This is a genomic window from Paraburkholderia sp. LEh10, from assembly GCF_017814945.1.
GTDB lineage: Bacteria > Pseudomonadota > Gammaproteobacteria > Burkholderiales > Burkholderiaceae > Paraburkholderia.
On sequence record NZ_JAGIPX010000027.1, the window covers coordinates 91,412 to 116,274 of the forward strand.

The 24,863-nt window shown below is 63.9% G+C and carries 22 protein-coding genes; 15 read left to right on the plus strand and 7 right to left on the minus strand.

Annotated features, from left to right (window positions below; genetic code table 11):
* Positions 1 to 31 precede the first annotated feature (31 nt).
* The 4 genes from J8I87_RS22680 to J8I87_RS22695 are packed head-to-tail and all read right to left on the minus strand — an operon-like array spanning position 32 to position 3,260.
* A complete protein-coding gene (locus J8I87_RS22680) occupies positions 32 to 823 on the minus strand; it encodes a metal ABC transporter permease (protein ID WP_209934160.1) in 792 nt (263 codons plus the stop codon).
* Positions 816 to 1,760, minus strand: coding sequence for an ABC transporter ATP-binding protein (locus tag J8I87_RS22685; RefSeq protein ID WP_209934162.1), 945 nt, complete (start codon positions 1,758 to 1,760; stop codon positions 816 to 818). The genes J8I87_RS22680 and J8I87_RS22685 overlap by 8 nt, the downstream gene beginning before the upstream one ends.
* A complete protein-coding gene (locus tag J8I87_RS22690; protein WP_209934189.1) occupies positions 1,757 to 2,695 on the minus strand; it encodes a metal ABC transporter solute-binding protein in 939 nt (312 codons plus the stop codon). The genes J8I87_RS22685 and J8I87_RS22690 overlap by 4 nt, the downstream gene beginning before the upstream one ends.
* Positions 2,696 to 2,747: 52 nt before the next feature.
* Entirely contained in the window at positions 2,748 to 3,260 is a 513-nt protein-coding gene (locus J8I87_RS22695) for a Fur family transcriptional regulator (RefSeq protein ID WP_209934163.1), read from the minus strand.
* Positions 3,261 to 3,545: 285 nt separating this feature from the next.
* Here J8I87_RS22695 and J8I87_RS22700 point away from each other — a divergent pair, with 285 nt between their 5' ends.
* From J8I87_RS22700 to J8I87_RS22730, 7 genes are all read left to right on the plus strand, one after another.
* Complete coding sequence (locus J8I87_RS22700; protein WP_209934164.1) at positions 3,546 to 4,325, plus strand: L-iditol 2-dehydrogenase; 780 nt, start codon at positions 3,546 to 3,548, stop codon at positions 4,323 to 4,325.
* Between the two features lie 107 nt (positions 4,326 to 4,432).
* Positions 4,433 to 5,755 (plus strand): sugar ABC transporter substrate-binding protein, encoded by a 1,323-nt coding sequence (locus tag J8I87_RS22705; protein WP_209934165.1) that lies wholly within the window; start codon positions 4,433 to 4,435, stop codon positions 5,753 to 5,755.
* 179 nt (positions 5,756 to 5,934) lie between these two features.
* Entirely contained in the window at positions 5,935 to 6,873 is a 939-nt protein-coding gene (locus tag J8I87_RS22710) for a carbohydrate ABC transporter permease (protein ID WP_209934166.1), read from the plus strand.
* The gene (locus tag J8I87_RS22715; RefSeq protein WP_209934167.1) at positions 6,870 to 7,736 is read left to right on the plus strand and encodes a carbohydrate ABC transporter permease; all 867 of its coding nucleotides are present in this window, start codon (positions 6,870 to 6,872) and stop codon (positions 7,734 to 7,736) included. The genes J8I87_RS22710 and J8I87_RS22715 overlap by 4 nt, the downstream gene beginning before the upstream one ends.
* The gene (locus J8I87_RS22720) at positions 7,733 to 8,440 is read left to right on the plus strand and encodes an HAD family hydrolase (RefSeq protein ID WP_209934169.1); all 708 of its coding nucleotides are present in this window, start codon (positions 7,733 to 7,735) and stop codon (positions 8,438 to 8,440) included. The genes J8I87_RS22715 and J8I87_RS22720 overlap by 4 nt, the downstream gene beginning before the upstream one ends.
* Positions 8,441 to 8,555: 115 nt before the next feature.
* Entirely contained in the window at positions 8,556 to 9,665 is a 1,110-nt protein-coding gene (locus J8I87_RS22725) for an ABC transporter ATP-binding protein (RefSeq protein ID WP_209934170.1), read from the plus strand.
* Between the two features lie 256 nt (positions 9,666 to 9,921).
* Positions 9,922 to 11,703, plus strand: a complete 1,782-nt coding sequence (locus J8I87_RS22730) for a tetratricopeptide repeat protein (protein ID WP_245254085.1) — start codon at positions 9,922 to 9,924, stop codon at positions 11,701 to 11,703.
* A 36-nt stretch (positions 11,704 to 11,739) separates the two neighbouring features.
* Here the strand turns inward: J8I87_RS22730 and J8I87_RS22735 are convergent, their stop codons facing one another.
* From J8I87_RS22735 to dalD, 3 genes are all read right to left on the minus strand, one after another.
* Positions 11,740 to 12,717: a sugar-binding transcriptional regulator gene (locus J8I87_RS22735; protein ID WP_209934172.1), complete on the minus strand. Its 978-nt coding sequence runs from the start codon at positions 12,715 to 12,717 to the stop codon at positions 11,740 to 11,742.
* A gap of 123 nt (positions 12,718 to 12,840) precedes the next feature.
* Positions 12,841 to 14,328, minus strand: a complete 1,488-nt coding sequence (gene xylB, locus J8I87_RS22740) for a xylulokinase (RefSeq protein WP_209934173.1) — start codon at positions 14,326 to 14,328, stop codon at positions 12,841 to 12,843.
* Between the two features lie 184 nt (positions 14,329 to 14,512).
* On the minus strand, positions 14,513 to 15,922 hold the full coding sequence (dalD, locus tag J8I87_RS22745; RefSeq protein ID WP_209934174.1) for a D-arabinitol 4-dehydrogenase: 1,410 nt from the start codon (positions 15,920 to 15,922) through the stop codon (positions 14,513 to 14,515).
* A 578-nt stretch (positions 15,923 to 16,500) separates the two neighbouring features.
* Here dalD and J8I87_RS22750 point away from each other — a divergent pair.
* From J8I87_RS22750 to J8I87_RS22785, 8 genes are all read left to right on the plus strand, one after another.
* A complete protein-coding gene (locus J8I87_RS22750; RefSeq protein WP_209934176.1) occupies positions 16,501 to 17,511 on the plus strand; it encodes an AraC family transcriptional regulator in 1,011 nt (336 codons plus the stop codon).
* Between the two features lie 89 nt (positions 17,512 to 17,600).
* Positions 17,601 to 18,554 (plus strand): ABC transporter substrate-binding protein, encoded by a 954-nt coding sequence (locus J8I87_RS22755; RefSeq protein ID WP_209934177.1) that lies wholly within the window; start codon positions 17,601 to 17,603, stop codon positions 18,552 to 18,554.
* Between the two features lie 64 nt (positions 18,555 to 18,618).
* Positions 18,619 to 20,154: a sugar ABC transporter ATP-binding protein gene (locus J8I87_RS22760; protein ID WP_209934178.1), complete on the plus strand. Its 1,536-nt coding sequence runs from the start codon at positions 18,619 to 18,621 to the stop codon at positions 20,152 to 20,154.
* Entirely contained in the window at positions 20,141 to 21,142 is a 1,002-nt protein-coding gene (locus J8I87_RS22765) for an ABC transporter permease (protein WP_209934179.1), read from the plus strand. Before J8I87_RS22760 ends, J8I87_RS22765 begins: the two co-directional genes overlap by 14 nt.
* A 45-nt stretch (positions 21,143 to 21,187) precedes the next feature.
* Entirely contained in the window at positions 21,188 to 22,276 is a 1,089-nt protein-coding gene (locus J8I87_RS22770) for an alcohol dehydrogenase catalytic domain-containing protein (protein WP_209934180.1), read from the plus strand.
* A gap of 50 nt (positions 22,277 to 22,326) precedes the next feature.
* On the plus strand, positions 22,327 to 23,871 hold the full coding sequence (locus J8I87_RS22775; protein WP_209934182.1) for an FGGY-family carbohydrate kinase: 1,545 nt from the start codon (positions 22,327 to 22,329) through the stop codon (positions 23,869 to 23,871).
* Positions 23,868 to 24,608 (plus strand): SDR family oxidoreductase, encoded by a 741-nt coding sequence (locus J8I87_RS22780; protein WP_209934183.1) that lies wholly within the window; start codon positions 23,868 to 23,870, stop codon positions 24,606 to 24,608. The genes J8I87_RS22775 and J8I87_RS22780 overlap by 4 nt, the downstream gene beginning before the upstream one ends.
* Positions 24,608 to 24,863 (plus strand): hypothetical protein (locus J8I87_RS22785; protein WP_209934184.1); only part of this gene is annotated, 256 nt, incomplete at its 3' end. The genes J8I87_RS22780 and J8I87_RS22785, both read left to right, overlap by 1 nt.

The window sequence follows — 24,863 nt, forward strand, 5'->3', positions numbered from 1 at the left end:
ACGGGATGGCTTGCAAAGGCCGCCCGTTTTTTTATCGGCGCACGTGCGCGACCAGCAAGCTCGCGCCATAAACGAGCGCCGCGAGCAACGTGATCCCGAAGCTCGTCGGCCAGTCGGTGTAGAAAGCGAGCGTCACGCCGATCCACGCCTGAGCCAGCGCGAGCAGCGCGGCGAGCACGAGTCCAATGGACAGCCGCGTCGACAGATTCTGCGCGGCCGCCGCCGGTCCGACCATCAGCGTGAACACGAGCAGCACGCCGACGATCTGCGTGCACGCGGCCACGGCGAGCGCTGCGATCGCCAGAAACAGCACCGACACGAGCCGCAGCGAGACGCCCTTCGCTTCAGCCAGCTCCGGCTGCAACGAAGCGAATAGCAAAGGCCGCATGATCGCGGCCAACGCGATCAGACTGACGACGCCAATCGCCGCGAGCACCGCGAGCGTCGACGAACTCACGCCGAGCACGTTGCCGAACAGCAGCGCCGTCACCTGCGTCGCGTATGCGGTAAAGAAGTGCAGAAACAGCAGACCAAAGCCGAGCGAAAGCGACAGCGTCACGCCGATCGCCACGTCGCGTCCTGCGAGTTTTTCGCCGAGCGCGCCCATCCCGACCCCGGCCGCGAGCGTGAAACCGATCATCCCCCAGATCGGCGAAATGCCGATCAGCACCGCGCCTGTCGCGCCCGTGAAGCCGACGTGCGACAGCGCGTGTCCCGCGAAGGTCTGCCCGCGCATCACGAGGAAGTAGCCGACGATGCCCGACAGCACCGCGACAATCCCCGACGCTGCGAAGGCGTTCACCATGAAATCGTATTCAAACATCGTGCGTGTGTCCGTCGCGTGACGCGTGATGATGCGCGTGGCCGTGCCCGTGGCCATGCGAATGCCCATGACCGTGCGGCTCGCCATGCTGATGATCGTCGTCTTCGTGCTCGTGATCGTGCTTTTCGACATCGAAGTCGCCCGACATCACGAAGATGCGGCCGTTCACGCGCATCACGTCGATGGTCGAGCCGTACAGACGCGACAGCACCGGCTTCGTGATTACTTCGTCGACGGTGCCGAGCGCGGCGACGCCATTGCCGAGATACAGCACGCGATCGAGCGCATGCAGCAGCGGATTGAGCTCGTGCGCCGAAAACAGCACGGCGATGCCGAGATCCTTCTGCACACGCTTCACTAGTTCGACGACCGTCTTCTGATGATGCGGATCGAGACTGATCAGCGGCTCGTCGAGCAGCAGCAGACGCGGATTGGAAAGCAGGCATTGCGCTAGCAGGAGCCGCTGCCGCTCGCCGCCCGATAACTCCGACAAAGGCCGTGCGGCCAGTGCGCTGCCGCCGACCAGGTCCAGCACGCGATCGACATCCGCGCGCGCTTTCGCATCGGCGTGCGGCAGGCCCCAACGATGCCCGTCAGCCGCCATCGCGACGAAATCGCGGCCGCGCACCCGCCGGCCCGCGAGGGCGGTGCGCGTCTGCGGCATATAGCCGATCGACGGATTGCCGCGCATCACCGGCTCGCCGAGCACGCGCACTTCGCCGCTCGCAGCCGGCACGAGCCCGAGCACGGCGCGCATCAGCGTGGTCTTGCCCGCGCCGTTCGGCCCGAGCACGCCGATGAATTCGCCCTGATTGATCGTGAAGCTCGTGTCGCGCAGGATCGTGCGGTCGCCGAGCTCGAGCGTCACGCGATCGAGTTCGAGCACGGGCGCGTTGCCCGGCGACACTGGCGGTGGCGGGCGGCGAGGCATGTTCATGGAGTCTTTCCCTGGTTCGCGCCGCCCGTCTTGCCGGCATTCCCGGCGGCGAGCGCGTTGCCGAGCGCGTCGAGCTGCGCCAGCATCCATTGCTGGTAGTTTGTGCCGGCGGGCTGGGTTTCCGTCACGCTCACCGTCGGCACATGCGATTGCTGCGCGAGTTTCAGCATGCGTTTCGTCAATGCCTCGCTAGCCTGGCTGTTGTAGATCAGAACGCGCACGCGCTGCTCGCGCAAATCGCGTTCGAATGCGGCGATGTCCGACGCGCTCGCTTCCGTGTCGTTCATCGCGGCAAGCTGAAAGCGCTGGTTACGCATGTCGAGCCCGATCGCATCCGACATATAGCCAAACACCGGCTCGGTTGCCGTGACGGGCGTATGCGCGTACTGGCTGCGCAGCGCGGCGACCTTGTCGCCGACCGGCCTGAGCGAATCGAGAAACTTTGCGAGGTTCGCATCGTACATGGCTTTGTGCGAAGGGTCAGCCGAGGCGAGCGCCGCGCTCACCGCGCGTGCGACGGCGGGCATCGTCAGCGGGTCGTACCACAGGTGCGGATTGTCGCCGCTCTTTTTGCCTGCGAGTTCCGCCGCGACGATCGTCTTGCGCTGGTCGCTCTTCGACGCATTCAACAGCTTCGCCATCCACGGATCGTAGTCGGCCCCGTTGTACACAACAAGGCTTGCATGCTGCAGCGCGCGGGCCGTCTTCGGGCTCGCTTCGAACAGATGCGGGTCCTGGTCCGGATTGCTCAGAATGCTCGTGACGTCGACGCGGTCGCCGCCGAGTTGCCGCACGACATCTCCGTAGAAATTCTCCGCGGCGACGACGGGAATCTTCACGTCCTGCGCATGCGCGGCATGACCGAACGCGAAGGCCATGACCATCGAAGCGGCGGCGTGCGTCAGAAACGTCCACAGCGGGTTGTTCTTCTTCATCGGGATGACCTGTGGTTTGAGAGGCGTCGGGTTCAACGGGTTGCTCGCGGCGTCACGCATGCGCGCGTTTGCAGGCCGCGCACAGCCCGCTGAGCTCGACCACCTGGTGATGCACTTCGAAGCCGTGCGCGGGCGCGCTCTTCGACAGTTGGGCGGCGAGTGCGTCGCCGGGAATCTCGACGGTTTCGCCGCACGCGTCGCACATCAGGAACTGGCTTTGATGCGGCTCGCCCATCTGGCAGCACGCAAAAAACGCGTTCTTCGATTCGATCCGGTGCACGAAACCATGCTCGACGAGGAAATCGAGCACCCGATAAACAGTCGTCGGCGGCACGCGGCCGCGCTGCGGCTCCAGCGCGGCGAGCAGCTCGTACGCGCCGACGGGGCGTTCGCTTTGTGCGATCAGCGTGTAGACCTGGCGGCGCAGCGTCGTCAGCGCGAGACCGCGCCCGGCAGCGAGCGCATCGGCGCATGCGAGCTTGTGTGCGAGCTTCTGCGCAACTCGGGCGGCCTGCTTGACAGGCGCGGCGGCGTGCGTGTTCTGAGCGTCTGATGAACGGGCCATAGCGCGACCTCCGGTAACCATCGGGCGAGTCGGTGAACGAAGGCGCAATGATATAACGTATCTCGAAAAATTGTCATTGCCCGATGCAAAGTCATCGCCGATTCTTAAGAAACAAGCGACCGTAGCGGACTTGCGACGCTGCCGCGCTGCACCATCGAAATTGCGCGGCGCGCCTTGACATCACAGGACTCGTATCCGATCATTCGATCACAACGAGAGCAATTGCTCGGCAAACGAGCGTTAGCTCATGCTGATTCGAAGAATCAAACGAACCGGAGACAGGTTGTGGCCCGACTGCAACGCAAAGTGGCGATTTTGACGGGCGCGGCGAGCGGTATCGGCGAGGCGGTGGCGCGCCGGTATCTCGAGGAGGGCGCGCGTTGCGTGCTGGTGGACGTGAAACCAGCAGGCGAATTCGCGCACGCGCTGCGCGAAACGGACGCCGACCGTGTGCTGACGATCAGCGCGGACGTCACGAAGCGTGACGACATCGCACGCATCGTCGACCAAACGGTGCAGCGTTTCGGCCAGATCGACATTCTCTTCAACAACGCGGCGCTATTCGACATGCGCCCGATCCTCGACGAATCCTGGGACATCTTCGACAAGCTCTTCGCCGTCAACGTGAAGGGCATGTTCTTCCTGATGCAGGCGGTCGCGCGGCGCATGGTCGAGCAGGGGCACGGCGGCAAGATCATCAATATGTCGTCGCAGGCGGGCCGCCGCGGCGAGGCGCTCGTGTCGCACTACTGCGCGACGAAGGCGGCCGTACTCAGCTATACGCAATCGGCGGCGCTCGCGCTGGCACCTCACGGGATCAACGTGAACGGCATCGCACCGGGCGTCGTCGATACGCCGATGTGGGATCAGGTCGATGCGCTCTTCGCGCGTTACGAGAACCGGCCGCTTGGCGAGAAGAAGCGTCTCGTCGGTGAAGCGGTGCCGCTGGGCAGGATGGGGCTGCCGGCGGATCTGACCGGGGCGGCGTTGTTCCTCGCATCGTCCGATGCGGATTACATCACCGCGCAGACCCTGAACGTCGACGGCGGCAACTGGATGAGCTGACCGTCATTCATCCACCGGCACCCGGCACCGGCACCCGTTACCCGGCGTCCGGCGCAGGCGTGCGCAAGCGCCGATCAAAACGCAAGTACGAATAAAGGAGACAAACGATGAAGCCCACCTTCAAACCCGCGCTCAATGCATTCGGCGCTGCGGCGCTCGCGTGCGCCACATTCAGCGCCAACGCGGCGACCGTGACGATCGCGACGTTGAACAACCCGGACATGATCGAGCTGAAGAAGCTGTCGCCGGCATTCGAGAAAGCGAATCCCGACATCAAGCTCAACTGGGTGATTCTGGAAGAGAACGTGCTGCGTCAGCGCGCAACGACCGATATCACGACGGGCAGCGGCCAGTTCGACGTGATGACGATCGGCGCCTATGAAACGCCGCAGTGGGGCAAGCGCGGCTGGCTCACGCCGCTCACGAACCTGCCCGCCGATTACGACCTGAACGACGTCGTGAAGACGGCTCGCGACGGCCTGTCGTACAACGGCTCGCTGTACGCGCTGCCGTTCTACGTCGAAAGCTCGATGACGTATTACCGCAAGGATCTGTTCGCGGCGAAGGGCCTGAAGATGCCCGATAACCCGACCTACGACCAGATCGCCCAGTTCGCCGACAAGCTCACCGACAAGTCCGCGGGCACCTACGGCATCTGCCTGCGCGGCAAGGCGGGCTGGGGCGAGAACATGGCGTATGTGACGACGCTCGTCAATACGTTCGGCGGCCGCTGGTTCGACGAGCAGTGGCGTGCGCAGCTGACCACGCCGGAATGGAAGAAGGCCGTCTCGTTCTACGTCGATCTGCTGAAAAAGGACGGTCCCCCGGGGGCGAGCTCGAACGGCTTCAACGAAAACCTCACGCTGATGTCGTCCGGCAAGTGCGCGATGTGGATCGACGCGACGGTCGCGGCGGGCATGCTGTACAACAAGCAACAGTCGCAGATCGCCGACAAGGTCGGGTTCGCGGCGGCGCCGACCCAGGCCACGCCGAACGGCTCGCACTGGCTGTGGGCGTGGGCGCTGGCGATTCCGAAGTCGTCGAAGCAGGCCGATGCCGCGAAGAAGTTCATCGCGTGGGCGACGTCGAAGCAGTACATCGAACTGGCCGCGAAGGACGAAGGCTGGGCCTCGGTGCCGCCGGGCACGCGCCAGTCAACCTATGCGCGCCCCGAGTACAAGCAGGCCGCGCCGTTCGCGGACTTCGTGCTGAAGGCCATCGAGACGGCTGACCCGAACCATCCGACCGCAAAACCGGTGCCGTACACGGGCGTGCAGTTCGTCGGCATTCCGGAGTTCCAGTCGTTCGGCACGGTGGTCGGCCAGAGCATTTCGGGTGCCGTGGCGGGCCAGATGTCCGTCGATCAGGCGCTCGCAGCCGGCAACGCGACCGCGGATCGCGCCGCCAAGCAGGCCGGCTACCAGAAGTAATGCAGGAACGTAGTATCGGCACGCCGTCTGCTTTGATGTGACGCGGACGGCGGGTCCGAAGCAGCACTCAGACCGAACCGATGCAAAGCGCCGGCTGACAGCGCACCGTCAGCCGGACCCTGGCAGCAAAGCGTGCCGCAGCCCCCGCGGTTCGCGCACTACCGAAGAGGTGGTCCATCATGCGTCAACACTTGCGTCTACCCCTCATGCATGCCCATCCCCAAACCGAACACGAGCGAGAAGAGCGCAAGGCCGCGCACGCGCGCTGGCTCGTGACTCCGTCCGTAGGCGTTCTCGTGCTATGGATGGCGATCCCGCTTGCGATGACGATCTGGTTTTCGTTCTCGCGCTACAACCTGCTGAACCCCGATCAGAAAGGGTTCGCGGGCATCGACAACTACCGGTTTCTGGCCGGCGACCCGGCATTCGGCCCATCCATCGCCCATACGCTGGAATTGATCATCGCCGTGCTCGTCATCACCGTGGTCGGCGGCGTGCTGCTCGCGGTGCTGTTCGACCGCAAGTTCTACGGGCAGGGCATCGCGCGGCTGCTGGCGATCGCACCATTCTTTGTGATGCCGACCGTCTCCGCGCTGATCTGGAAGAACATGATCCTGCATCCCGTGTACGGGCTCGTCGCGAGCGGCATGCGCACGGTCGGCCTCACGCCGATCGACTGGTTCGCCGACTATCCACTGACGGCCGTGATCATCATCGTCGCGTGGCAGTGGCTGCCGTTCGCGTTCCTGATCCTGTTCACGGCGATCCAGTCGCTCGACCAGGAACAGAAGGAAGCGGCGAAGATCGACGGCGCCGGTGCGTTCTCGATGTTCTTCTACATCACGCTGCCGCACCTGAGGCGCGCGATCGCCGTGGTCGTGATGATGGAAACCATTTTCCTGCTGTCGATCTTCGCCGAAATCTACACGACGACGGGCGGCGGTCCGGGCAACGCGACGACCAACCTGTCGTACCTGATCTACGCGCTCGGCCTGCAACAGTTCGACGTCGGCCTCGCATCGGCAGGCGGCATTCTCGCCGTGGTGCTCGCGAATATCGTGTCGTTCTTCCTCGTGCGTATGCTCGCGAAGAACCTGAAAGGGGAGTACGAAAAATGAGCCAGATTGCTGCTACACCCGTTACGACTCATGTGTCGAAGTCCGATTCGCCGCTCGCCATCGTCCGGCGCAGCATTCCGGGCATCCTGGCATGGCTGATCGCGCTGCTGCTGTTCTTCCCGATCTTCTGGATGACGATCACGGCATTCAAGACCGAGCAGCAGGCGTACGCGTCGTCGCTGTTCTTCATCCCGACGCTCGAGAGCTTCCGCGAAGTGTTCGCGCGCAGCAATTACTTCGGCTTCGCGTGGAACTCGATCCTGATCTCGGTCGGCGTCACGCTGCTGTGTTTGATACTCGCCGTGCCGTGCGCGTACGCGATGGCGTTCTTCCCGACCCGGCGCACGCAGAAAGTGCTGCTATGGATGTTGTCGACGAAGATGATGCCGTCCGTCGGCGTGCTGGTGCCGATCTATCTGCTGTGGAAGAACAGCGGCCTGCTCGACACCGTTTCCGGCCTGGTGATCGTCTACACGCTGATCAATTTGCCGATTGCCGTGTGGATGTCGTTCACGTACTTCGCGGAAATTCCGCGCGACATCCTCGAAGCGGGGCGGATCGACGGCGCGGCGACGTGGCAGGAGATCGTCTATCTGCTGATGCCGATGTCGCTGCCGGGGCTCGCATCGACGGCGCTCTTGCTCGTGATCCTGTCGTGGAACGAGGCGTTCTGGAGCATCAACCTGTCGAGTTCGAATGCCGCGCCGCTCACGGTGTTCATCGCGTCGTATTCGAGTCCTGAAGGATTGTTCTGGGCGAAGCTGTCGGCGGCGTCGCTGCTGGCCGTGGCGCCAATCCTGATCGTCGGCTGGGTTTCGCAGAAGCAACTGGTGCGTGGCCTTACCTTCGGGGCGGTCAAGTGACGGAGATCCGGACAGAAGCCGAAGCTGCACGAAGCGTCGCCCTCGTCTGCGATTGCGACGGCGTGCTGATCGACAGCGAAGCCGTCGCGGCCGCGGTCATCGTGCAGCAGCTCGAAGCGCGCTGGCCGGGCATGGACGTGGCGCCCGTCGTGATGCCGCTGCTCGGCATGCGCACCGAGCGTGTGCTGCAAGGCGCGGCGTCGGCCCTGGGCATGACGCTGACGGCCGCCGACATCGATGCGATTCGCTCGACGGTCAGCGCGTCGGCGATCAAGGCGCCGATGGTCGACGGCATCGAGGCGGCGCTTGCACGCATTCCGTTAAGGAAAGCCTGCGCGAGCAACAGCGATCGCGGGTATGTCGAAGCGGTACTGGAGCGCACGGGCCTCGTCAGGCATTTCGGCACCCGGCTCTTCTGCGCGGACACCGTCCCGCAACCGAAGCCCGCGCCCGATGTGTATCTCGCCGCCGCGCGCGATCTCGGCGTGAGCCCGGACGCATGCCTCGTCATCGAGGACAGCGTCGCAGGCGTGACGGCGGCAACGATGGCGGGCATGACGGTGTATGGGTTCATCGGCGGCGGCCACGCGAGCGAAGAGCAGATGGGCGCGCTGCGGCGCGTGGGCGCGCAACACGTGTTCGACGATATGACGCAATTGCCGGAACTGGTCGCGCGATGGCGGCAGCGCGTGACCGTGGCGTGAAGCTTGACGCCGGGTTCCGGGTGAACCGATTGAACGTAGTAGGGAACTGCAACTACTTTGCATGAGACGGCAGTCAGCGCGAAGGCGCGAACTCCCGTCGATACGGAGACACATCATGGCAAGCGTAACTTTGCGCAACATCAGAAAGGCCTACGACGACAACGAGGTGATGCGCAACATCAACCTCGACATCCAGGACGGCGAGTTCGTCGTGTTCGTCGGTCCCAGCGGCTGCGGCAAGTCGACGCTGATGCGGATGATTGCCGGCCTCGAAGATATCTCGGGCGGCGACCTGCATATCGACGGCACGCGGATGAACGACGTGCCGCCCGCCAAGCGCGGCATCGCGATGGTGTTCCAGTCGTACGCGCTGTATCCGCACATGACGCTGTACGACAACATGGCATTCGGCCTGAAGCTCGCGGGCACGAAGAAGCCGGAGATCGACTCGGCCGTGCGCAACGCCGCGAAGATCCTGCACATCGACCATCTGCTCGAGCGCAAGCCGAAGCAGCTGTCGGGCGGCCAGCGTCAGCGCGTCGCGATCGGCCGCGCGATCACGCGCAAGCCGAAGGTATTCCTGTTCGACGAGCCGCTGTCGAACCTCGACGCCGCGCTGCGTGTGAAGATGCGCCTCGAGTTCGCGCGTCTGCACGACGAACTGAAGACGACGATGATCTACGTCACGCACGACCAGGTCGAGGCGATGACGCTTGCGGACAAGATCGTCGTGCTGTCGGCGGGCAACCTGGAGCAGGTCGGCAGCCCGAACACGCTGTATCACGCACCGGCGAACCGCTTCGTCGCGGGCTTCATCGGCTCGCCGAAGATGAACTTCCTCGAAGGCGTCGTGCAGTCTGTGTCGGCGGCGGGCGTGCTCGTGAAATACGAAACGGGCGAGACGCAGCTCGTACTGGTCGAGCCGGGCCGCGCGAAGGAGGGCGACAAGGTGACGGTCGGCATCCGTCCCGAGCATCTGCATATCGACTTGCCCGACTACGGCGTGTCGGCTCGCATCATGACGGTCGAATCGCTCGGCGATGCCGCGTATCTGTACGCGGAAAGCAGCGTCGCGCCGGATGGGCTGATTGCACGCATTCCGCCGCTGGAGCGGCACGAGAAGGGCGCGACGATCCGGCTCGGCGCAACGCCGGATCATTGCCATTTGTTCGACAGCGACGGCCAGGCGTTCCATCGCAAGATCGTCGAAGTGCTGGCTGCCTGATCCAGCGCGCAGTCTGATAGGCGTCGTTGCCGCGCGGGTCGCCGTGCGGCAACGACGACTTGTCATTTGAGACTCGGAGTTTTCCGATATTCTCGCTTCCTATCCCATACCAAAATTGTGCATCGTCTGACAGAGCGCGCCTGGCCAACGGAGCCCGCGAGTTTTGTCGGTTCCCTGTCCATACCGTCGGACACTTCATCAGCGCGATTGCACTCTGCATTGCGCGTGCATGGACGTGCGCCCGACTCAAGACGCCATGCACAACGCTTCCGCATTCACACCTCAAGAAGCCGGCACGAACCCGGCCGCCGATCATGCGCTTACGCTCCATCGCGCTGGCGAGCTGGAAGGCGCCGAAAACGCCTATCTCGCGATCCTCGATGCGCGGCCCTGCGACGCGGGCACGCTCTACATGCTCGGCGTGCTGTACCTGCAACGCCAGCACATCGACCGTGCGATCGAACGTTTCGACGCGGCGCTCTCGCTGGCGCCGAACCACGCCGATTGCCTGAATGATCGCGGCATCGCGGCGCTCGCATGTGCCGACAATGAAGGCGCGGAGCGCTTTTTTCGCCGAGCCGTCGCGTGCGCGCCGCACGATACGCTGGCGCACTGCAATCTGGGCAACGCATTGCGGCGCATCGACAGGCGCGAAGAGGCGCTGCTCAGCTATCAGCAAGCGCTTGCGCTCGACGCGGACTTCTTCGACGCAGCGCTTGGCAGCGCGGACGTGCTCGAAGAGTTGTCGCGGCCAGGCGAAGCACTTGCGGCTTATCGCGATGCCGCGCGACTCGCGCCACACGACACGCGTGTGCTGCAAGGGCTCGGCACGACGCTGAACGCGGTGCGCGAACACGCGCAAGCAGCCGATGCTTTTCAGCGCATCCTGCAACAGAAACCCGACGATATCCACGCGCTCTTCGGCCTCGCGTTCGCAACGGATGCGCAACTGAAGTTCGACGATGCGCTCGCTGCCTACCAGCGCGCGCTGGAGGTCGCGCCGAACTCGTCGACGCTGCACAACAACATCGCGTTCACGCTGACTTGCATGTCGCGCTATGACGAGGCCGACGATCATCTGCGGCGCGCGATCGAAACCACGCCTGATCTTTCGGATGCGTACAAGCTGCTCGGCATGTCCGAGTTGCGGCGTGGAAATTACCAGCGCGGCTGGACGTATTACGAACATCGCAAGACCACGCGCAGCGGGCTGCGTGACTATCCGAAACTCGACATGCCGGAGTGGCAGGGCGAGCCGATCGATGGCAAGCGCTTTCTGCTCGCGCGCGAACAGGGTGCGGGCGATCAGTTGCAGTTCGTTCGCTATGCCGACGTGCTGCGCGGCCAAGGCGCTATCGTCGACGTGTGGACCAGCGCTGAACTTGCACCGCTCTTTTCTCGCGTGCGTGGCGTGCGCCGGGTGCTGACGAACGCACCCGAAGGCGGCTACGACTACTACAGCCGGATGATGAGCGTGCCCGCATGGCTGCAAGACGACACGATTCCCTGCGCGACTCCCTACCTGTCAGCAGATGCTGCGCAGGTCGCCAGGTGGCGCGCGCGTCTGATCCAAAGCGCCGGCGACAGCAGGAAGATCGGCCTCGTGTGGGCGGGCAATCCGCAGCACTATCTCGACGTTTACCGTTCGGCGGCGCTTTGCGCGCTCGAACCGCTCGCGTCGGTGCGCGGCCTCGCGTGGTTCGCGCTGCAAAAGGGCGTGGGAGAGGCGCAACTCGATGGCCTTGCGCATCGTTGGCCCATCTGCGCGCTCGGCCAACTGCTCGACGATTTCGACGCGACGGCTGCCGCGATCGAGTCGCTCGACCTCGTGATTACCGTCGATACGTCCGTCGCGCATCTGGCGGGCGCGCTCGGCAAGCCGGTGTGGGTGCTGCTGCCGAAGCAGGCCGACTGGCGCTGGATGCTGTCGGGCGAAACCAACCCATGGTATCCGACTGCGCGGCTGTTCCGGCAGCAGGTATTGGGCGAGTGGGCACCCGTCGTCGAACGGGTGCGTCACGCGCTCGAAGCGCTCTGAATCGAAGCGCGCGGAACGTGCGCCGCGCCGCCTTTTTCAGCCGCGTGACGGCGCGGATGAGCCCGCGTCGTGATTCAGCGCGGCGCGCGCGCACACCTCGTCCGTCACGAGGCCCGACAGCCAGCCGCCCTTGAGCGCGGCGATCACCGCATTGCGCTTGCGCTCGCCGCCCGCAAAGCCGATCACGGGACGCTTGGGCGGCGAATCGAGCCGCAGGCTCGTCACGCGGCGCCCCGTCGGCGATTCGACGCGCGCGCCGTTCGCGTCGATGGGCAGGCCGAGCAGTTCCGCCACCGCGCCGAGCGACATCAGCTCTTCCACCTCATCCGACGTGATAAAGCCGTCTTCGTGCAGCGGGCAGTGCAAGCCGATGTTGCCGATGCCGACGAACGCGACATCCGCTTCCCCAGACAGCGCCTCGACGATCCGGTACAGACGGTGATTGCACCACTGCGAGCGCTCCGCTTCGCTATCGGCGATCAGCGGAGCGGGCAGCAGAAAGTGCTTGCCGCCCGTCTTCTCCGAGATGTGCAGCGCGACGTCATAGCGGTTCGACGAGCCGTCCTGCGCAATCGCGCCGACCATCGACACGAGCCGGTGCTGCGGCCGCTCCAGCTGGGCGACCTGATCGACGACGGCCTTCAGCGTCCGGCCGCTGCTCACCGCGACGACCATCGGCTTTTCTTCGCCCAGATAGCGCTCCATCACCTGCGCGCCCGCTACCGCGAGCTTGCGGTCGATCTCATCCGGCTTGTCGTCGTCGACGGGCACGACTTCGCACATCGACAGGCCATAGCGCTTCGACAACTGATCGGCGAGCGACAGACAGTCCGCCAACTGATGATCGACGCGAACGCGGATCAGATTCTTCTCGACGGCGAACGCGACGAGCCGCTGCGCGACGGGCCGCGACACCTGCAGTTTTTCCGCGATCTCGTTCTGTGTATTGCCGGCGACGTAGTACAGCCAGGCGGCGCGCGTCGCGAGATCGAGCTTTTCAGTGGACTTGGGCACGATTGGGTTGATCAGAATTGCGCCGGAGCGCGCCACTTCACAATGCGCAGCAGGAAGCTCGCATCGAGCGTTCTGCTGCGCTGCTTGCCGTGTGCATCCGTCGTCGGCATCCCGCTTTGCATGTCATCGAGCGGGCGCCGCTTCGCGCGACGGCGAGAACATCGGCTTCACATGCCGGTACAGCGCGCGATAGCTGGCGAGCCGCTCGCGCAGCACCGCATGACGCCGCGCGTTCGGCGTGAATTCGCTTTCGACGGGCGGCTTGGTCAGCACCCTGGCGGGATCGCCGCCCGCCGCGAGCCAGCCCAGACGCGCCGCGCCCAGCGCCGCGCCCGTCTCGCCGCCGCCGTGCTTGCGGGTGGTCGTGTTCAGCGAATCGGCGAGCAGTTGCGCCCAGTAGTTGCTGCGTGCGCCGCCGCCGAGCAGCGATAGTGCGCTGACCTCCGTGCCTGCCGCGCGCAACGCATCGAGGCCGTCCGTCAGCGCGAGCGTCACGCCTTCGAGCACCGCGTAACCGAGCAGCGCGCGATCGGTTGCGTGCGTCATGCCGAAGAACACGCCTTGCGAATACGGATCGTTGTGTGGTGTGCGTTCGCCCGACAGATACGGCAGGAACAGCGGCGCGGTGACGAGGGCCTCGTCGGGCAGCTTTTCGACTTCGGCGAGCAGCGTCGGCTCGTCGGTGGAAGTGAGCTTGCAGACCCAGCGCAAGCAGCTTGCCGCCGACAGCACCACGCTCATCTGATGCCAGCGGTCCGGGATCGCATGACAGAACGCGTGCACGGCCGACTCAGGATTCGGCCGGAAGCTGTTGCCGATCACGCACAGCACGCCCGATGTCCCCAGCGACACGAAGCCGTCGCCCGGTTGCGTCGCGCCGATGCCGATCGCACTCGTCGCATTGTCGCCGCCGCCCGCCGCCACGACGACGGGCTCGCGCAAGCCCAGTTCGCGTGCGAGTTCAGCGCGCAGCATGCCGGACGGCGCGCTGCCTTCCGCGAGACGCGGCATGTGCGAGCGGTTCAGGTCGCATGCGGCGAGCAGCGTATCGGACCAGTCGCGCCGCGCAACGTCGAGCCAGAGCGTGCCGGCTGCGTCGGAGGGATCGGAGACCTTGTCGCCCGTCAGTTGCAGGCGCAAGTAATCCTTTGGCAGCAGCACGCAGGCCGTCTGCCGGAAAATCTCCGGCTCGTGGCGCGCGACCCACAGCAGCTTCGGCGCCGTGAAGCCGGGCATCGCCAGATTGCCGGCGATGCGATGCAGATCCGGTGCGCGCCGGTACAGCTCTTCGCACTCGTCGACGGCACGCATGTCGTTCCACAGGATCGCAGGGCGCAGCACGCGATCCTCGTTGTCGAGCAGCACGGCGCCGTGCATCTGTCCCGACAGGCCGATGCCGTGAATCTGCGCGAACTGCTCGGGGAAGCGGTCTCGCAACGCGAACAGCGCGGCGCGCGTGCCCTGCCACCAGTCGGACGGGTTCTGCTCCGACCAGCGCTGATGCGGCCGCGAGACGGTAAACGGTGAGCCCGCCGTGCCGACAACGCGACCATCGGACGCGAGCAGCAGAACTTTCACTTCGGACGTGCCGAGGTCGATGCCGAGATACATGGGCGCGAAACCTTCGTCGGTAGGAGATGCGCTACTTTAGCCGCATGCCGCGTGCGATGCCATGCGCAATAGACCTGACGCCATGCGGGCATCGAGTGCGGCGATCAATGGGAGCGGCCGCGCGCGGGAGTGTGCCCATGCGCGGCCAGACACTTGCGTTTCGATCAGATCGATATGAACGGCTTCAAAGGCTGCGTTTTGCGAGCCACGCATCGACACGTTCGAGCGCCGCGCGCACCACCTTGCCGAGCGACGCCGTGCCCGCCATGCTGCCCCACAGCAGACGGTCCGCGCAGAACGCCTGCACGGGATCGGGCGTCTTGAAGAAGCCGCGCACGACGTCTTCATCCATCACGCCGTCCTGGTACGTGTAGGGCAACTGGCCGCGCTGCCATCTGTCGAGAAAGCGGAAGAACAGCGCGGGCAGCATCGCCGTCGCGTTCGGCTCGACATTGCGCTCGAAGCACTCGGAGAGCGTCGGCGCGATAAAGCCGGGAATCTTCGAGAAGCCATCGGCGGCGACGCGCTGGTTCGTGTCCTGAATATACGGATTGCCGAAGCGGTCGAGCACGACGTCGCGATACTTCGCCAGATCGAGCGGACTCGGCGTGAGGCAGGGAATCACGTCTTGCGTCACGTAGTCGTAGGCGAACTGGCGGATCTCGGGGTCGAGCGTGCCTTCGTGAATATAGGAGAGGCCGACCAGCGTGCCCGCCCACGCGATGCAGCTATGCGTCGCGTTCAGAATGCGGATTTTCGCTTCTTCATACGGCAGCACCGATGCGACCATCTCCGCGCCGACCTTCTCCCACGCCGGCCGACCGGCGACGAAGTGATCCTCGATCACCCACTGGATGAACGATTCGCCCATCACAGGGCAGGCGTCGTCGAAACCCGTCGCCTGCTTCACGCGTTCGCGCACGTCGGGCGTGGGCCGTGGCGTGATGCGATCGACCATCGAGTTCGGGCATGCAGTGCTCGCGTCGAACCATTGACGCAGTGCGCTTGCGCCGCGCCGCTCGAGAAACTCGGTCATGCCCGCGTGAAAGCGCTCGCCGTTGCTGCGCAGGTTGTCGCAGGTCTGCAGCGTGACTGGCCCCGCGTTGCGCTGCATGCGCGCTTCGAGAATCGCGGCGAGCGCGCCGTAGATGGTCGTGCGTGCGCCGTTCAGGTCGGCGGTGAGATCGGGGTTGGCCGTGTCCAGCTTGTCATGCTCGTCGAGGTAGTAGCCGCCTTCCGTCACGGTGAACGCGATGATCTTGCATGCGGGATCGGCGCCCGCTTCGATCAGTGCGTCGAGATTCTGCGACCACGGCACCACGCGCTCGATCGAGCGGATCGTCTCGTACGCGCGCTCGCCTTGCGGCGTGACCGTTTCGAGCGTGTAGACGCCGTTCTGCGCGGCGAGCGCATCGGCGACGGCATTCATGTCGCTGCGGATATTGCCGACGGTGAGCGACCACTGCGGATCGCCAGGCTGACGGGCTTCGTTGAGCCGGTGCAGATACCACGCCTGATGTGCGCGGTGAAACGACCCTGCGCCGATGTGCAGGATCACCTGCGTGCTTGCGCCACTGCTTTGGCCGCTGTTCATGTGCGTCTCCTAAGTCTTGTGCGCACGGTCTTTCCGCGTGCGTTCCTTGAGATAAGTCTAGAAGGTGCCCCGGCCGTGTGCGCCGGTGATTCGAAGCATAGAGCATTTGCTCTGCATGTGAACTAATGATCGTATCCAGCTGTTCGAAAGTCAAGGCAAAGGAGCGCGCTTTTCGTGGCGCAGCGCGGCGGGATGGACATTGGCGCTGTCGCGGGCGTTCCGCCGTCGCGCAGTCATCCGGCCAAAGACTGGCTGCTGCGTTGCATCAAAATTTGACAGTGAAAGGGCCAGGAATAACCCGAATGCAAAAAAGTATCGGTCGGCGGTCTCATTTCTAGTGGCCGCCCGTGCGCCAGAGGTCTAACTTTCAGTACACAAAACAAACGAAGTGCATGGGCCTCGTGTGACACGTAAGCTCGAGGCGCTGGACGAAGGAACAGGAGGAAGACAGATGAAGGGCATCGTCATGCCGGCAACCTGGTTGCACTCGCATCTAAACGCGCGTGAGCACGCGCATCGGATGCCATGTGCGCGCGGCGCATCGCGGTTCGTTTGAGCGACGGCTTTCGGAGACCGACATGCAACCCGATCTCGAACTGGTCAGCGTGCGCCGCGACGAGTCGTTCAAGGCGTGGTACCACGGCTTTCCGTACCGTACGGTGCGCTGGCACTTCCATCCCGAATTTGAAATCCATCTGATCGTCGCGACGACGGGCAAGATGTTCGTCGGCGATTACATCGGCAGCTTCGCGCCGGGCAACCTCGTGCTGATGGGACCGAACCTGCCGCACAACTGGGTCAGCGAAGTGCCCGACGGCGTGACGATCGCGCAGCGCAATCTCGTCGTGCAGTTCGGTCAGGACTTCGTCGCGCATTGCACGCAGAGCTTTCCAGAATGGCGCACGCTCGAAGCGCTGCTCGCCGATTCGCGCCGCGGCGTGTCGTTCGGCGCGCGGACCAGCGCGGCGATCCAGCCGCTCTTCATGGAGCTGCTCGAAGCGCGCGGCCTGCGCCGCATCGTGCTGTTCCTGTCGATGATGGAAGTCCTGCTGAACGCGAGCGACCGCGAACTGCTCGCAAGCCCCGCGTATCAGATCGACCCGACCAGCTACGCATCGACGCGCATCAACCACGTGCTGTCGTATATCGGCAAGAACCTCGCGTCGGAGTTGCGCGAATCCGATCTCGCGCAACTGGCGGGCCAAAGCGTCAGCGCATTCTCGCGCTACTTTCGCCGGCATACGGGCCTGCCGTTCGTGCAGTACGTAAACCGGATGCGTATCAACCTTGCGTGCCAACTGCTGATGGACGATGAACTGAGCGTCACCGACATCTGCTACAAGGTCGGCTTCAACAATCTGTCGAACTTCAACCGGCAGTTTCTCACCGCGAAAGGCATGGCTCCGTCGAAGTTCCGCCGCTTCCAGCACATCAACGAGGCGAGCCGCGTCGCCTCGGAAGCGGCGGCGGCGCTCGGCAAGGGCGTCGCCAACGCGCCTTCGATCGTGCCCGCCGCGCAGACGCAAGAACACGCGCGCGGACAGCCGCGCGCCGCGCCCGCGGCGTATCCGCCTCTGACGACGCCTTAGCGCGCTTTCATCTTTCCGATGCTTCAACGGCTCATCGCGCAGCGACCCTGCGCGAGGGACGCACTCATCCTCATAAACGGAGACAAGCCATGATCCACACCACCACTTCGCATCCAACGCGCAGCTTGCGCGTGCGCGCTTCGCTTGCTTTCGCCGCCGTGATGCTCGGCGCGCCGCTGTTCGCACCGGCGAGCGCGAGCGCCGCGCCGCTGAAGATCGGCATGACGTTCCAGGAACTGAACAACCCGTACTTCGTGACGATGCAAAAGGCGCTGAATGACGCAGCCGCATCGATCGGCGCGACGGTCGTCGTCACCGATGCGCACCATGACGTCAGCAAGCAGGTGAGCGACGTCGAAGACATGCTGCAAAAGAAGATCGACATTCTGCTCGTGAATCCGACCGATTCGACGGGCATCCAGTCGGCGGTGACATCGGCGAAAAAGGCGGGCGCCGTGGTCGTCGCCGTCGATGCGAACGCGAACGGTCCCGTTGATTCGTTCGTCGGCTCAAAGAATTTCGACGCGGGACAGATGTCGTGCGAGTACCTCGCGAAGTCGATAGGCGGCAGCGGTGAAGTGGCGATTCTCGACGGCATCCCGGTCGTGCCGATTCTCGAACGCGTGCGCGGCTGCAAGGCGGCCCTCGCGAAGTTCCCGAACGTGAAGCTCGTCGATACGCAGAACGGCAAGCAGGAACGCGCGACGGCGCTGTCCGTCACCGAGAACATGATCCAGGCGCATCCGAATCTGAAGGGCGTCTTCAGCGTGAACGACGGCGGGTCGATGGGCGCGCTGTCCGCGATCGAATCGTCGGGCAAGGACATCAAACTGACGAGCGTCGACGGCGCGCCGGAAGCGATCACCGCAATCCAGAAGCCGAACTCGAAGTTCATCGAAACGTCCGCGCAATTTCCGCGCGACCAGATCCGCCTCGCGATCGGCGTGGCGCTCGCGAAGAAGTGGGGCGCCAATGTGCCGAAGGCGATTCCCGTCGACGTGAAGCTCGTCGACAAGGACAACGCGAAGGGCTTCAGCTGGTAAGCGACATATTGCGCATGCAGTGGCACGCGTGACGTGCCACTGCATGAAGCGCAAAGGAAAAACGATGGACACGATCCTCAAACTCGACAACATCACGAAGAGCTTTCCCGGCGTGAAGGCGTTGCAGGGCATTCATCTCGAGATCGCGCGCGGCGAGATTCACGCATTGCTCGGCGAGAACGGCGCAGGCAAGTCGACGCTGATGAAGATCCTGTGCGGCATCTATCAGCCGGACGGCGGCACGATCGTGATCGATGGACAGGCGCGGCATTTCATCAACTATCACGATGCCGTCGCGGCGGGCGTCGGCATCGTGTTTCAGGAGTTCAGCCTGATTCCGTATCTGAATGCCGTCGAGAACATGTTCCTCGGGCGCGAGTTGCGCAACCGCTTCGGCATGCTCGACCGCTCGACGATGCGGCGCACGGCGGCGGAGATTTTCGGCCGGCTCGGCGTCGCGATCGATCTCGCCGTGCCGATCCGCGAGCTGTCGGTGGCGCAGCAGCAGTTCGTCGAAATCGGCAAGGCGTTGTCGCTGAACGCGCGCATCCTGATTCTCGACGAGCCGACGGCGACGCTCACGCCCGCCGAAGCCGCGCATCTGTTTTCGATCATGCGCGAGTTGAAACAGCACGGCGTCGCGATGATTTTCATCTCGCATCACCTCGAAGAGATTTTCGAAGTGTGCGATCGCATCACGGTGCTGCGCGACGGCCAGTATGTCGGCATGACAGACGTCGCTGAAACGGACGTGAGCCGCCTCGTCGAGATGATGGTGGGACGCAGGATAGAAAGCAGCTTTCCGCCGAAGCCGGCATTGCCCGTAGATGCGAAAACCGTGCTCGAAGTGAACGCGCTGCAACTGCGCAAGGACGGTCCCGTGAACCGCTTCACGCTGCGCAAAGGCGAGATACTCGGCTTCGCCGGGTTGGTCGGCTCGGGCCGCACGGAAACCGCGCTCGCGGTGATCGGCGCGGACGCGGCGCATGTGAAGGACATTCGCATCAACGGTGCGCCCGCGAATCTGTCCGATCCCGCCGACGCGTTGAAGGCCGGCATCGGCATCCTGCCCGAAAGCCGCAAGACGGAAGGGCTGATCACATCGTTCTCCATCAAGCAGAACATCTCGATCAACAACCTCGGCAAGTACCGCAGCCGTCGCTTTTTCATCGATCACGGCGGCGAAGCGCGCGCGACAGCCGACATCATGAAGCGCGTCGGCGTGAAGGCGCCGACGATGAACACCGAAGTCGCGACGCTGTCGGGCGGCAATCAGCAGAAAGTGGTGATCGCGCGCTGGCTGAATCACCACACGAACATCCTCATCTTCGACGAGCCCACGCGCGGCATCGACGTCGGCGCAAAAGCGGAAATCTATCTGCTGATGCGCGAACTCACCGCGCGCGGCTACTCGATCATCATGATTTCGTCGGAATTGCCGGAGATCGTCGGCATGTGCGATCGCGTCGCCGTGTTCCGGCAGGGGCGTATCGAAGCGATGCTCGAAGGCGGCCAGATCGAATCGAATGCCGTGATGACTTATGCAACGGCTGGTGCATCGGCTGCAACTCGTGGAGCAATACAGCATGAACACGCCTAACTCTTCTCCCAAGACTTCGACGGTTGCATCGGACACGCCGGGCGCGCCGTTTCGCCTGAACTGGGCGAGCGTCAAACGCTCGACGCTGTTCTATCCGTTCATTGGCCTGCTCGTCGTGTGCATTGTGATGGTGTTCGCGAGCGACAGCTTTCTGTCGGCGGCGAACCTGGAGAACGTGCTGCGCCAGGTGTCGATCAACGCGATCATCGCGGTCGGCATGACGGCCGTGATCCTGACGGGCGGCATCGACCTGTCCGTCGGCTCCGTGATGGCGCTCTCGGGCACGCTCGCGGCGGGCCTGATGGTCGCGGGGCTCAACGGCGTTGCTGCCATCGTGACGGGCATCGCGGTCGGGCTGGGGTTCGGATTTGCAAACGGCTTCTTCGTTGCGCTCGCGGGCATGCCGCCCATTATCGTCACGCTCGCGACGATGGGCATCGCGCGCGGCCTCGCGCTGATCTATACGGGCGGCTATCCCATCGACGGCTTGCCCGACTGGGTCGGCTTCTTCGGCAGCGGCAAGGTGTTCGGCATCCAGGCGCCCGTGCTGATCATGCTGGTCGTCTATGCAATCGCGTGGCTGCTGCTGGAACGCATGCCGTTCGGGCGCTACGTGTACGCGATCGGTGGCAACGAACAGGCGACGAGGCTTTCTGGCGTGCGCGTCGCACGCGTGAAGCTGATCGTCTACACGCTCGGAGGTTTGACATCGTCATTCGCGGCCATCGTGCTGACGTCGCGCCTGATGAGTGGCCAGCCGAATGCGGGCGTGGGCTTCGAACTGGATGCGATTGCGGCCGTGGTGATGGGCGGCACGTCGATTTCGGGCGGACGCGGCTCGATCATCGGCACGTTGATCGGCGCGTTGCTGCTCGGCGTGCTGAACAATGGACTCAACATGGTCGGCGTGAATCCGTACGTGCAGAACGTGATCAAAGGCGGAATCATCCTGCTCGCGATTTATATCAGCCGGGAACGCAAGAAGTGAAACTCTTTCGTTCCATTTGTTCTCCATTTCTCGCAGGGCAATGCAATGACCACTCAGGACACCAGCAAAAGCATGACGGCGATCGTGTGCCACGCGCCGAAAGACTATCGCGTCGAACGCGTGACGAAGCCGCAGGCGCGCGCGCATGAACTCGTGATACGCATCGCGGCGTGCGGCATCTGCGCAAGCGACTGCAAATGCCATTCCGGCGCCAAGATGTTCTGGGGCGGGCCGAGCCCCTGGGTGAAAGCGCCTGTGATTCCGGGCCATGAATTCTTCGGCTACGTCGAGGAGCTCGGCGAAGGCGCAGCCGAACATTTCGACGTGAAGAAGGGCGATCGCGTGATTGCCGAACAGATCGTGCCGTGCGGCAAATGCCGCTACTGCAAATCCGGCCAGTACTGGATGTGCGAAGTGCACAACATCTTCGGCTTTCAGCGCGAAGTCGCGGACGGCGGCATGGCCGAATACATGCGCATTCCGCCGACGGCTATCGTCCACAAGATTCCCGACGGCATCTCGCTCGAAGATGCCGCGATCATCGAGCCGCTTGCGTGCGCCATTCACACCGTCAATCGCGGCGACATTCAGCTCGACGACGTGGTGGTGATCGCCGGCGCGGGCCCGCTCGGCCTGATGATGACGCAGGTCGCGCATCTGAAGACGCCGAAGAAGCTCGTCGTGATCGATCTCGTCGACGAGCGCCTCGAACTGGCGCGCGAATACGGCGCGGACGTGACGATCAATCCGAACAAGGACGATGCGCTTGCGATCATTCAATCGTTGACGCAGAACTACGGCTGCGACGTCTACATCGAAACGACGGGCGTGCCTGCCGGCGTGAATCAGGGCATGGATCTGATTCGCAAGCTCGGTCGTTTCGTCGAGTTTTCCGTGTTCGGCGCCGAGACTACAATGGACTGGTCGATCATCGGCGACCGCAAGGAGCTCGATGTGCGCGGCGCGCATCTCGGCCCTTACTGCTACCCGGTTGCAATCGACCTGCTGGCGCGCGGGCTCGTCACGTCGAAGGGCATCGTCACGCATGGCTTCTCGCTCGAAGAGTGGGACGAGGCGATCGAGGTCGCCAACTCGCTCGACTCGATTAAGGTGCTGATGAAGCCAGCCAGATAGTCAGATCAATAAACAGTGCGCGCCGCTCAGGACGCGCACACGGAGACACTATGAATTACGTCATCGGCGTCGATATCGGCACGCAGAGCACGAAGGCCGTGCTCGTCGGCGAGAACGGCGCAATCGTCGCGCAGCATTCGAGCGGCTATCACCCGGACACGCCCAGGCCGCTATGGGCCGAGCAGTGGCCGACCGTGTGGATGAAGGCGGTCGTCGAATGCATCTCGCGCTGCGTCGCGAAGGCGTGTGAAGCGGGCGTCGCGTCGAAGGCGATCAAGGCGGTTTGCGTGAGCAGCCTGTATGGCGGCTCGGGCATTCCCGTCGATAGCGACATGAAGCCGCTTTATCCATGCCTGATCTGGATGGACCGGCGCGCGACGGCACAGGTCGAATGGGTGCGTGAGAACGTCGATCTCGAACGGCTTTATGCGATCACGGGCAACGGCGTCGATAGCTACTACGGCTATACGAAGATGCTGTGGCTGCGCGAGAACGAGCCGAACGTGTGGGCCAACACGCGCTTCTTTTTGCCGCCGAATGCGTATGTGATCTATCTGCTGACGGGCGAAGTCGCCGTCGATCACAGTTCGGCGGGCAATATCGGCGGCGTGTACGACATTGCGAAGCGCGACTGGTCCGACGAAACGCTCGACATGCTCGGCATTCCCGCGACGATGATGCCCGAGCATCTCGTCGAGTCGTCGGACGTGGTGGGCGGCCTGCTGTCGCAATGGACGGAACAGCTCGGGCTCGAAGCGGGCACGGCGATCGTCGCGGGCGGCGTCGATGCGGCGATGGCGACCTATGCGGCGGGCGTCACGCGCGCCGGCCAGCATGTCGCGATGATCGGCACGAGCATGTGCTGGGGGTATATCAATCAGGGCGTCGATGCGCGGCATGGTCTCGTCAGCATGCCGCACGTGTTCAACGGACTGCATGACATCTATGTGTTCGGCGGCGCGATTACGGCGGGCGCATCGGTGACGTGGTATCGCGAACAGTTTTGTCACGCGGAAATCGAAGCCGCGAAAGCGCTGCCGGACGGCGACGCGCATCAACTGCTCGAAGAAGACGCCGCACACATTCCCGCGGGTTCGGACGGCGTGATGTTCCTGCCGTATCTGATGGGCGAGCGCAGCCCTGTATGGGACGCGAAGGCGAGCGGCGCGTTCGTCGGGCTGAACCTGTATCACACGCGGGCGCATCTGTATCGCGCGGTGCTCGAGGGTGTCGCGTTCGCTTTGCAGCACAACATCGTCGCCGGGCGCAAGGGCGCGCAGTCGCTCGACGACAAGTTGATCGTCGTCGGCGGCGCGGCACATTCCGACTTGTGGATGTCGATCATCGCGGACATCACGGGCTTTCCCGTCTATACGATCGAGCAGGACGTGGAAGCGGCAATGGGGGCGGCGCTGCTCGCCGCGTACGGCACGAAGCTGATTTCGCAGGAAGTGGCGCGCGGCGGCTGGGTGAAGCTCGTCGAGCGCGTGAAGCCGGACCCCGCGCGACAGGCCGTGTACGCGGAGCGCTTCGGCGTTTATACGGATCTCTACCCGGCGTTGAAGCCAATCATGCATCGGCTGCAAGCAAAATGAACACGTCATTCGATTTTTCAGCGCGTTCGATACTCGTCACGGGAGCGTCGAGCGGCATTGGCCGCGTGACGGTCGAATTGCTGTGCGCGAGCGGCGCGCAAGTCGTCGCGGCGGCGCGCAACGTCGACGAACTGGCGCGGCTTGCGGAGGAGACGGGCTGCGAGCCGCTGGTGCTCGACGTCGGCGACGAAGGCGCGATTGACGATGCGCTGGGTTTCCTCGATGTCGTGTTCGATGGTCTTGTGAATTGTGCGGGCACGACGGTGCTGGAGCGCGCGATCGATACGACGGCCGCGAGCTTCGACAGCGTGATGAACGTGAACGCGCGCGGGGCGGCGCTCGTCGCGCGGCATGTGGCGCGCGGGATGATCGACGCGAAGCGTGCGGGCAGCATTGTCAACGTTTCGAGCCAGGCGGCGCTCGTCGGGCTCGACGATCATTTGAGCTATTGCGCGTCGAAGGCGGCGATGGATGCGATCACGCGGGTGTTGTGCGTCGAGCTTGGGCCGTATGGGATTCGCGTGAACAGCGTGAATCCGACGGTGACGCTGACGCCGATGGCCGTGAAGGCGTGGAGCGAGCCGGCCAAACGCGATCCGGCCTTGCAGGCGATTCCGTTGAAGCGGTTCGCTGAGCCGCGCGAAGTGGCGGAGCCGATTTTGTTCTTGTTGAGTGATGCGGCTTCGATGATTAGCGGGGTGGCAATGCCGGTGGATGGCGGTTACACCGCGAGGTGATGGCTCTGTCTTTTTTGTCTGCGACGCTGTTGGGTTTGGTTTCATGCTTTTCGCGGTTCGCTTTGCCGCTTTCGCTGGCATCCGCAATGCGATTCGCTATGCCGTTTTCGCTGGCATCCGCGATGCGGTTTGTGATTTGCCACTATCTCTGGCATCCGCGATTGCGCCTCGCGGCGCAGGCGTTGCCCCTGTGCGGGGCGGCACTTACTTTCTTTGCCGCGGCAAAGAAAGTAAGCAAAGAAAGCCGCTCACACC

Excerpts from the sequence above, each read along its gene's own strand:
- J8I87_RS22680 (WP_209934160.1), bottom strand. The coding sequence starts at position 823 with ATGTTTGAATACGATTTCATGGTGAACGCCTTCGCAGCGTCGGGGATT.
- J8I87_RS22685 (WP_209934162.1), bottom strand. The coding sequence starts at position 1,760 with ATGAACATGCCTCGCCGCCCGCCACCGCCAGTGTCGCCGGGCAACGCG.
- J8I87_RS22690 (WP_209934189.1), bottom strand. The coding sequence starts at position 2,695 with ATGAAGAAGAACAACCCGCTGTGGACGTTTCTGACGCACGCCGCCGCT.
- J8I87_RS22695 (WP_209934163.1), bottom strand. The coding sequence starts at position 3,260 with ATGGCCCGTTCATCAGACGCTCAGAACACGCACGCCGCCGCGCCTGTC.
- J8I87_RS22705 (WP_209934165.1), top strand. The coding sequence starts at position 4,433 with ATGAAGCCCACCTTCAAACCCGCGCTCAATGCATTCGGCGCTGCGGCG.
- J8I87_RS22710 (WP_209934166.1), top strand. The coding sequence starts at position 5,935 with ATGCGTCAACACTTGCGTCTACCCCTCATGCATGCCCATCCCCAAACC.
- J8I87_RS22715 (WP_209934167.1), top strand. The coding sequence starts at position 6,870 with ATGAGCCAGATTGCTGCTACACCCGTTACGACTCATGTGTCGAAGTCC.
- J8I87_RS22725 (WP_209934170.1), top strand. The coding sequence starts at position 8,556 with ATGGCAAGCGTAACTTTGCGCAACATCAGAAAGGCCTACGACGACAAC.
- J8I87_RS22730 (WP_245254085.1), top strand. The coding sequence starts at position 9,922 with ATGCACAACGCTTCCGCATTCACACCTCAAGAAGCCGGCACGAACCCG.
- xylB (WP_209934173.1), bottom strand. The coding sequence starts at position 14,328 with ATGTATCTCGGCATCGACCTCGGCACGTCCGAAGTGAAAGTTCTGCTG.
- dalD (WP_209934174.1), bottom strand. The coding sequence starts at position 15,922 with ATGAACAGCGGCCAAAGCAGTGGCGCAAGCACGCAGGTGATCCTGCAC.
- J8I87_RS22750 (WP_209934176.1), top strand. The coding sequence starts at position 16,501 with ATGCAACCCGATCTCGAACTGGTCAGCGTGCGCCGCGACGAGTCGTTC.
- J8I87_RS22755 (WP_209934177.1), top strand. The coding sequence starts at position 17,601 with ATGATCCACACCACCACTTCGCATCCAACGCGCAGCTTGCGCGTGCGC.
- J8I87_RS22760 (WP_209934178.1), top strand. The coding sequence starts at position 18,619 with ATGGACACGATCCTCAAACTCGACAACATCACGAAGAGCTTTCCCGGC.
- J8I87_RS22765 (WP_209934179.1), top strand. The coding sequence starts at position 20,141 with ATGAACACGCCTAACTCTTCTCCCAAGACTTCGACGGTTGCATCGGAC.
- J8I87_RS22770 (WP_209934180.1), top strand. The coding sequence starts at position 21,188 with ATGACCACTCAGGACACCAGCAAAAGCATGACGGCGATCGTGTGCCAC.
- J8I87_RS22775 (WP_209934182.1), top strand. The coding sequence starts at position 22,327 with ATGAATTACGTCATCGGCGTCGATATCGGCACGCAGAGCACGAAGGCC.
- J8I87_RS22780 (WP_209934183.1), top strand. The coding sequence starts at position 23,868 with ATGAACACGTCATTCGATTTTTCAGCGCGTTCGATACTCGTCACGGGA.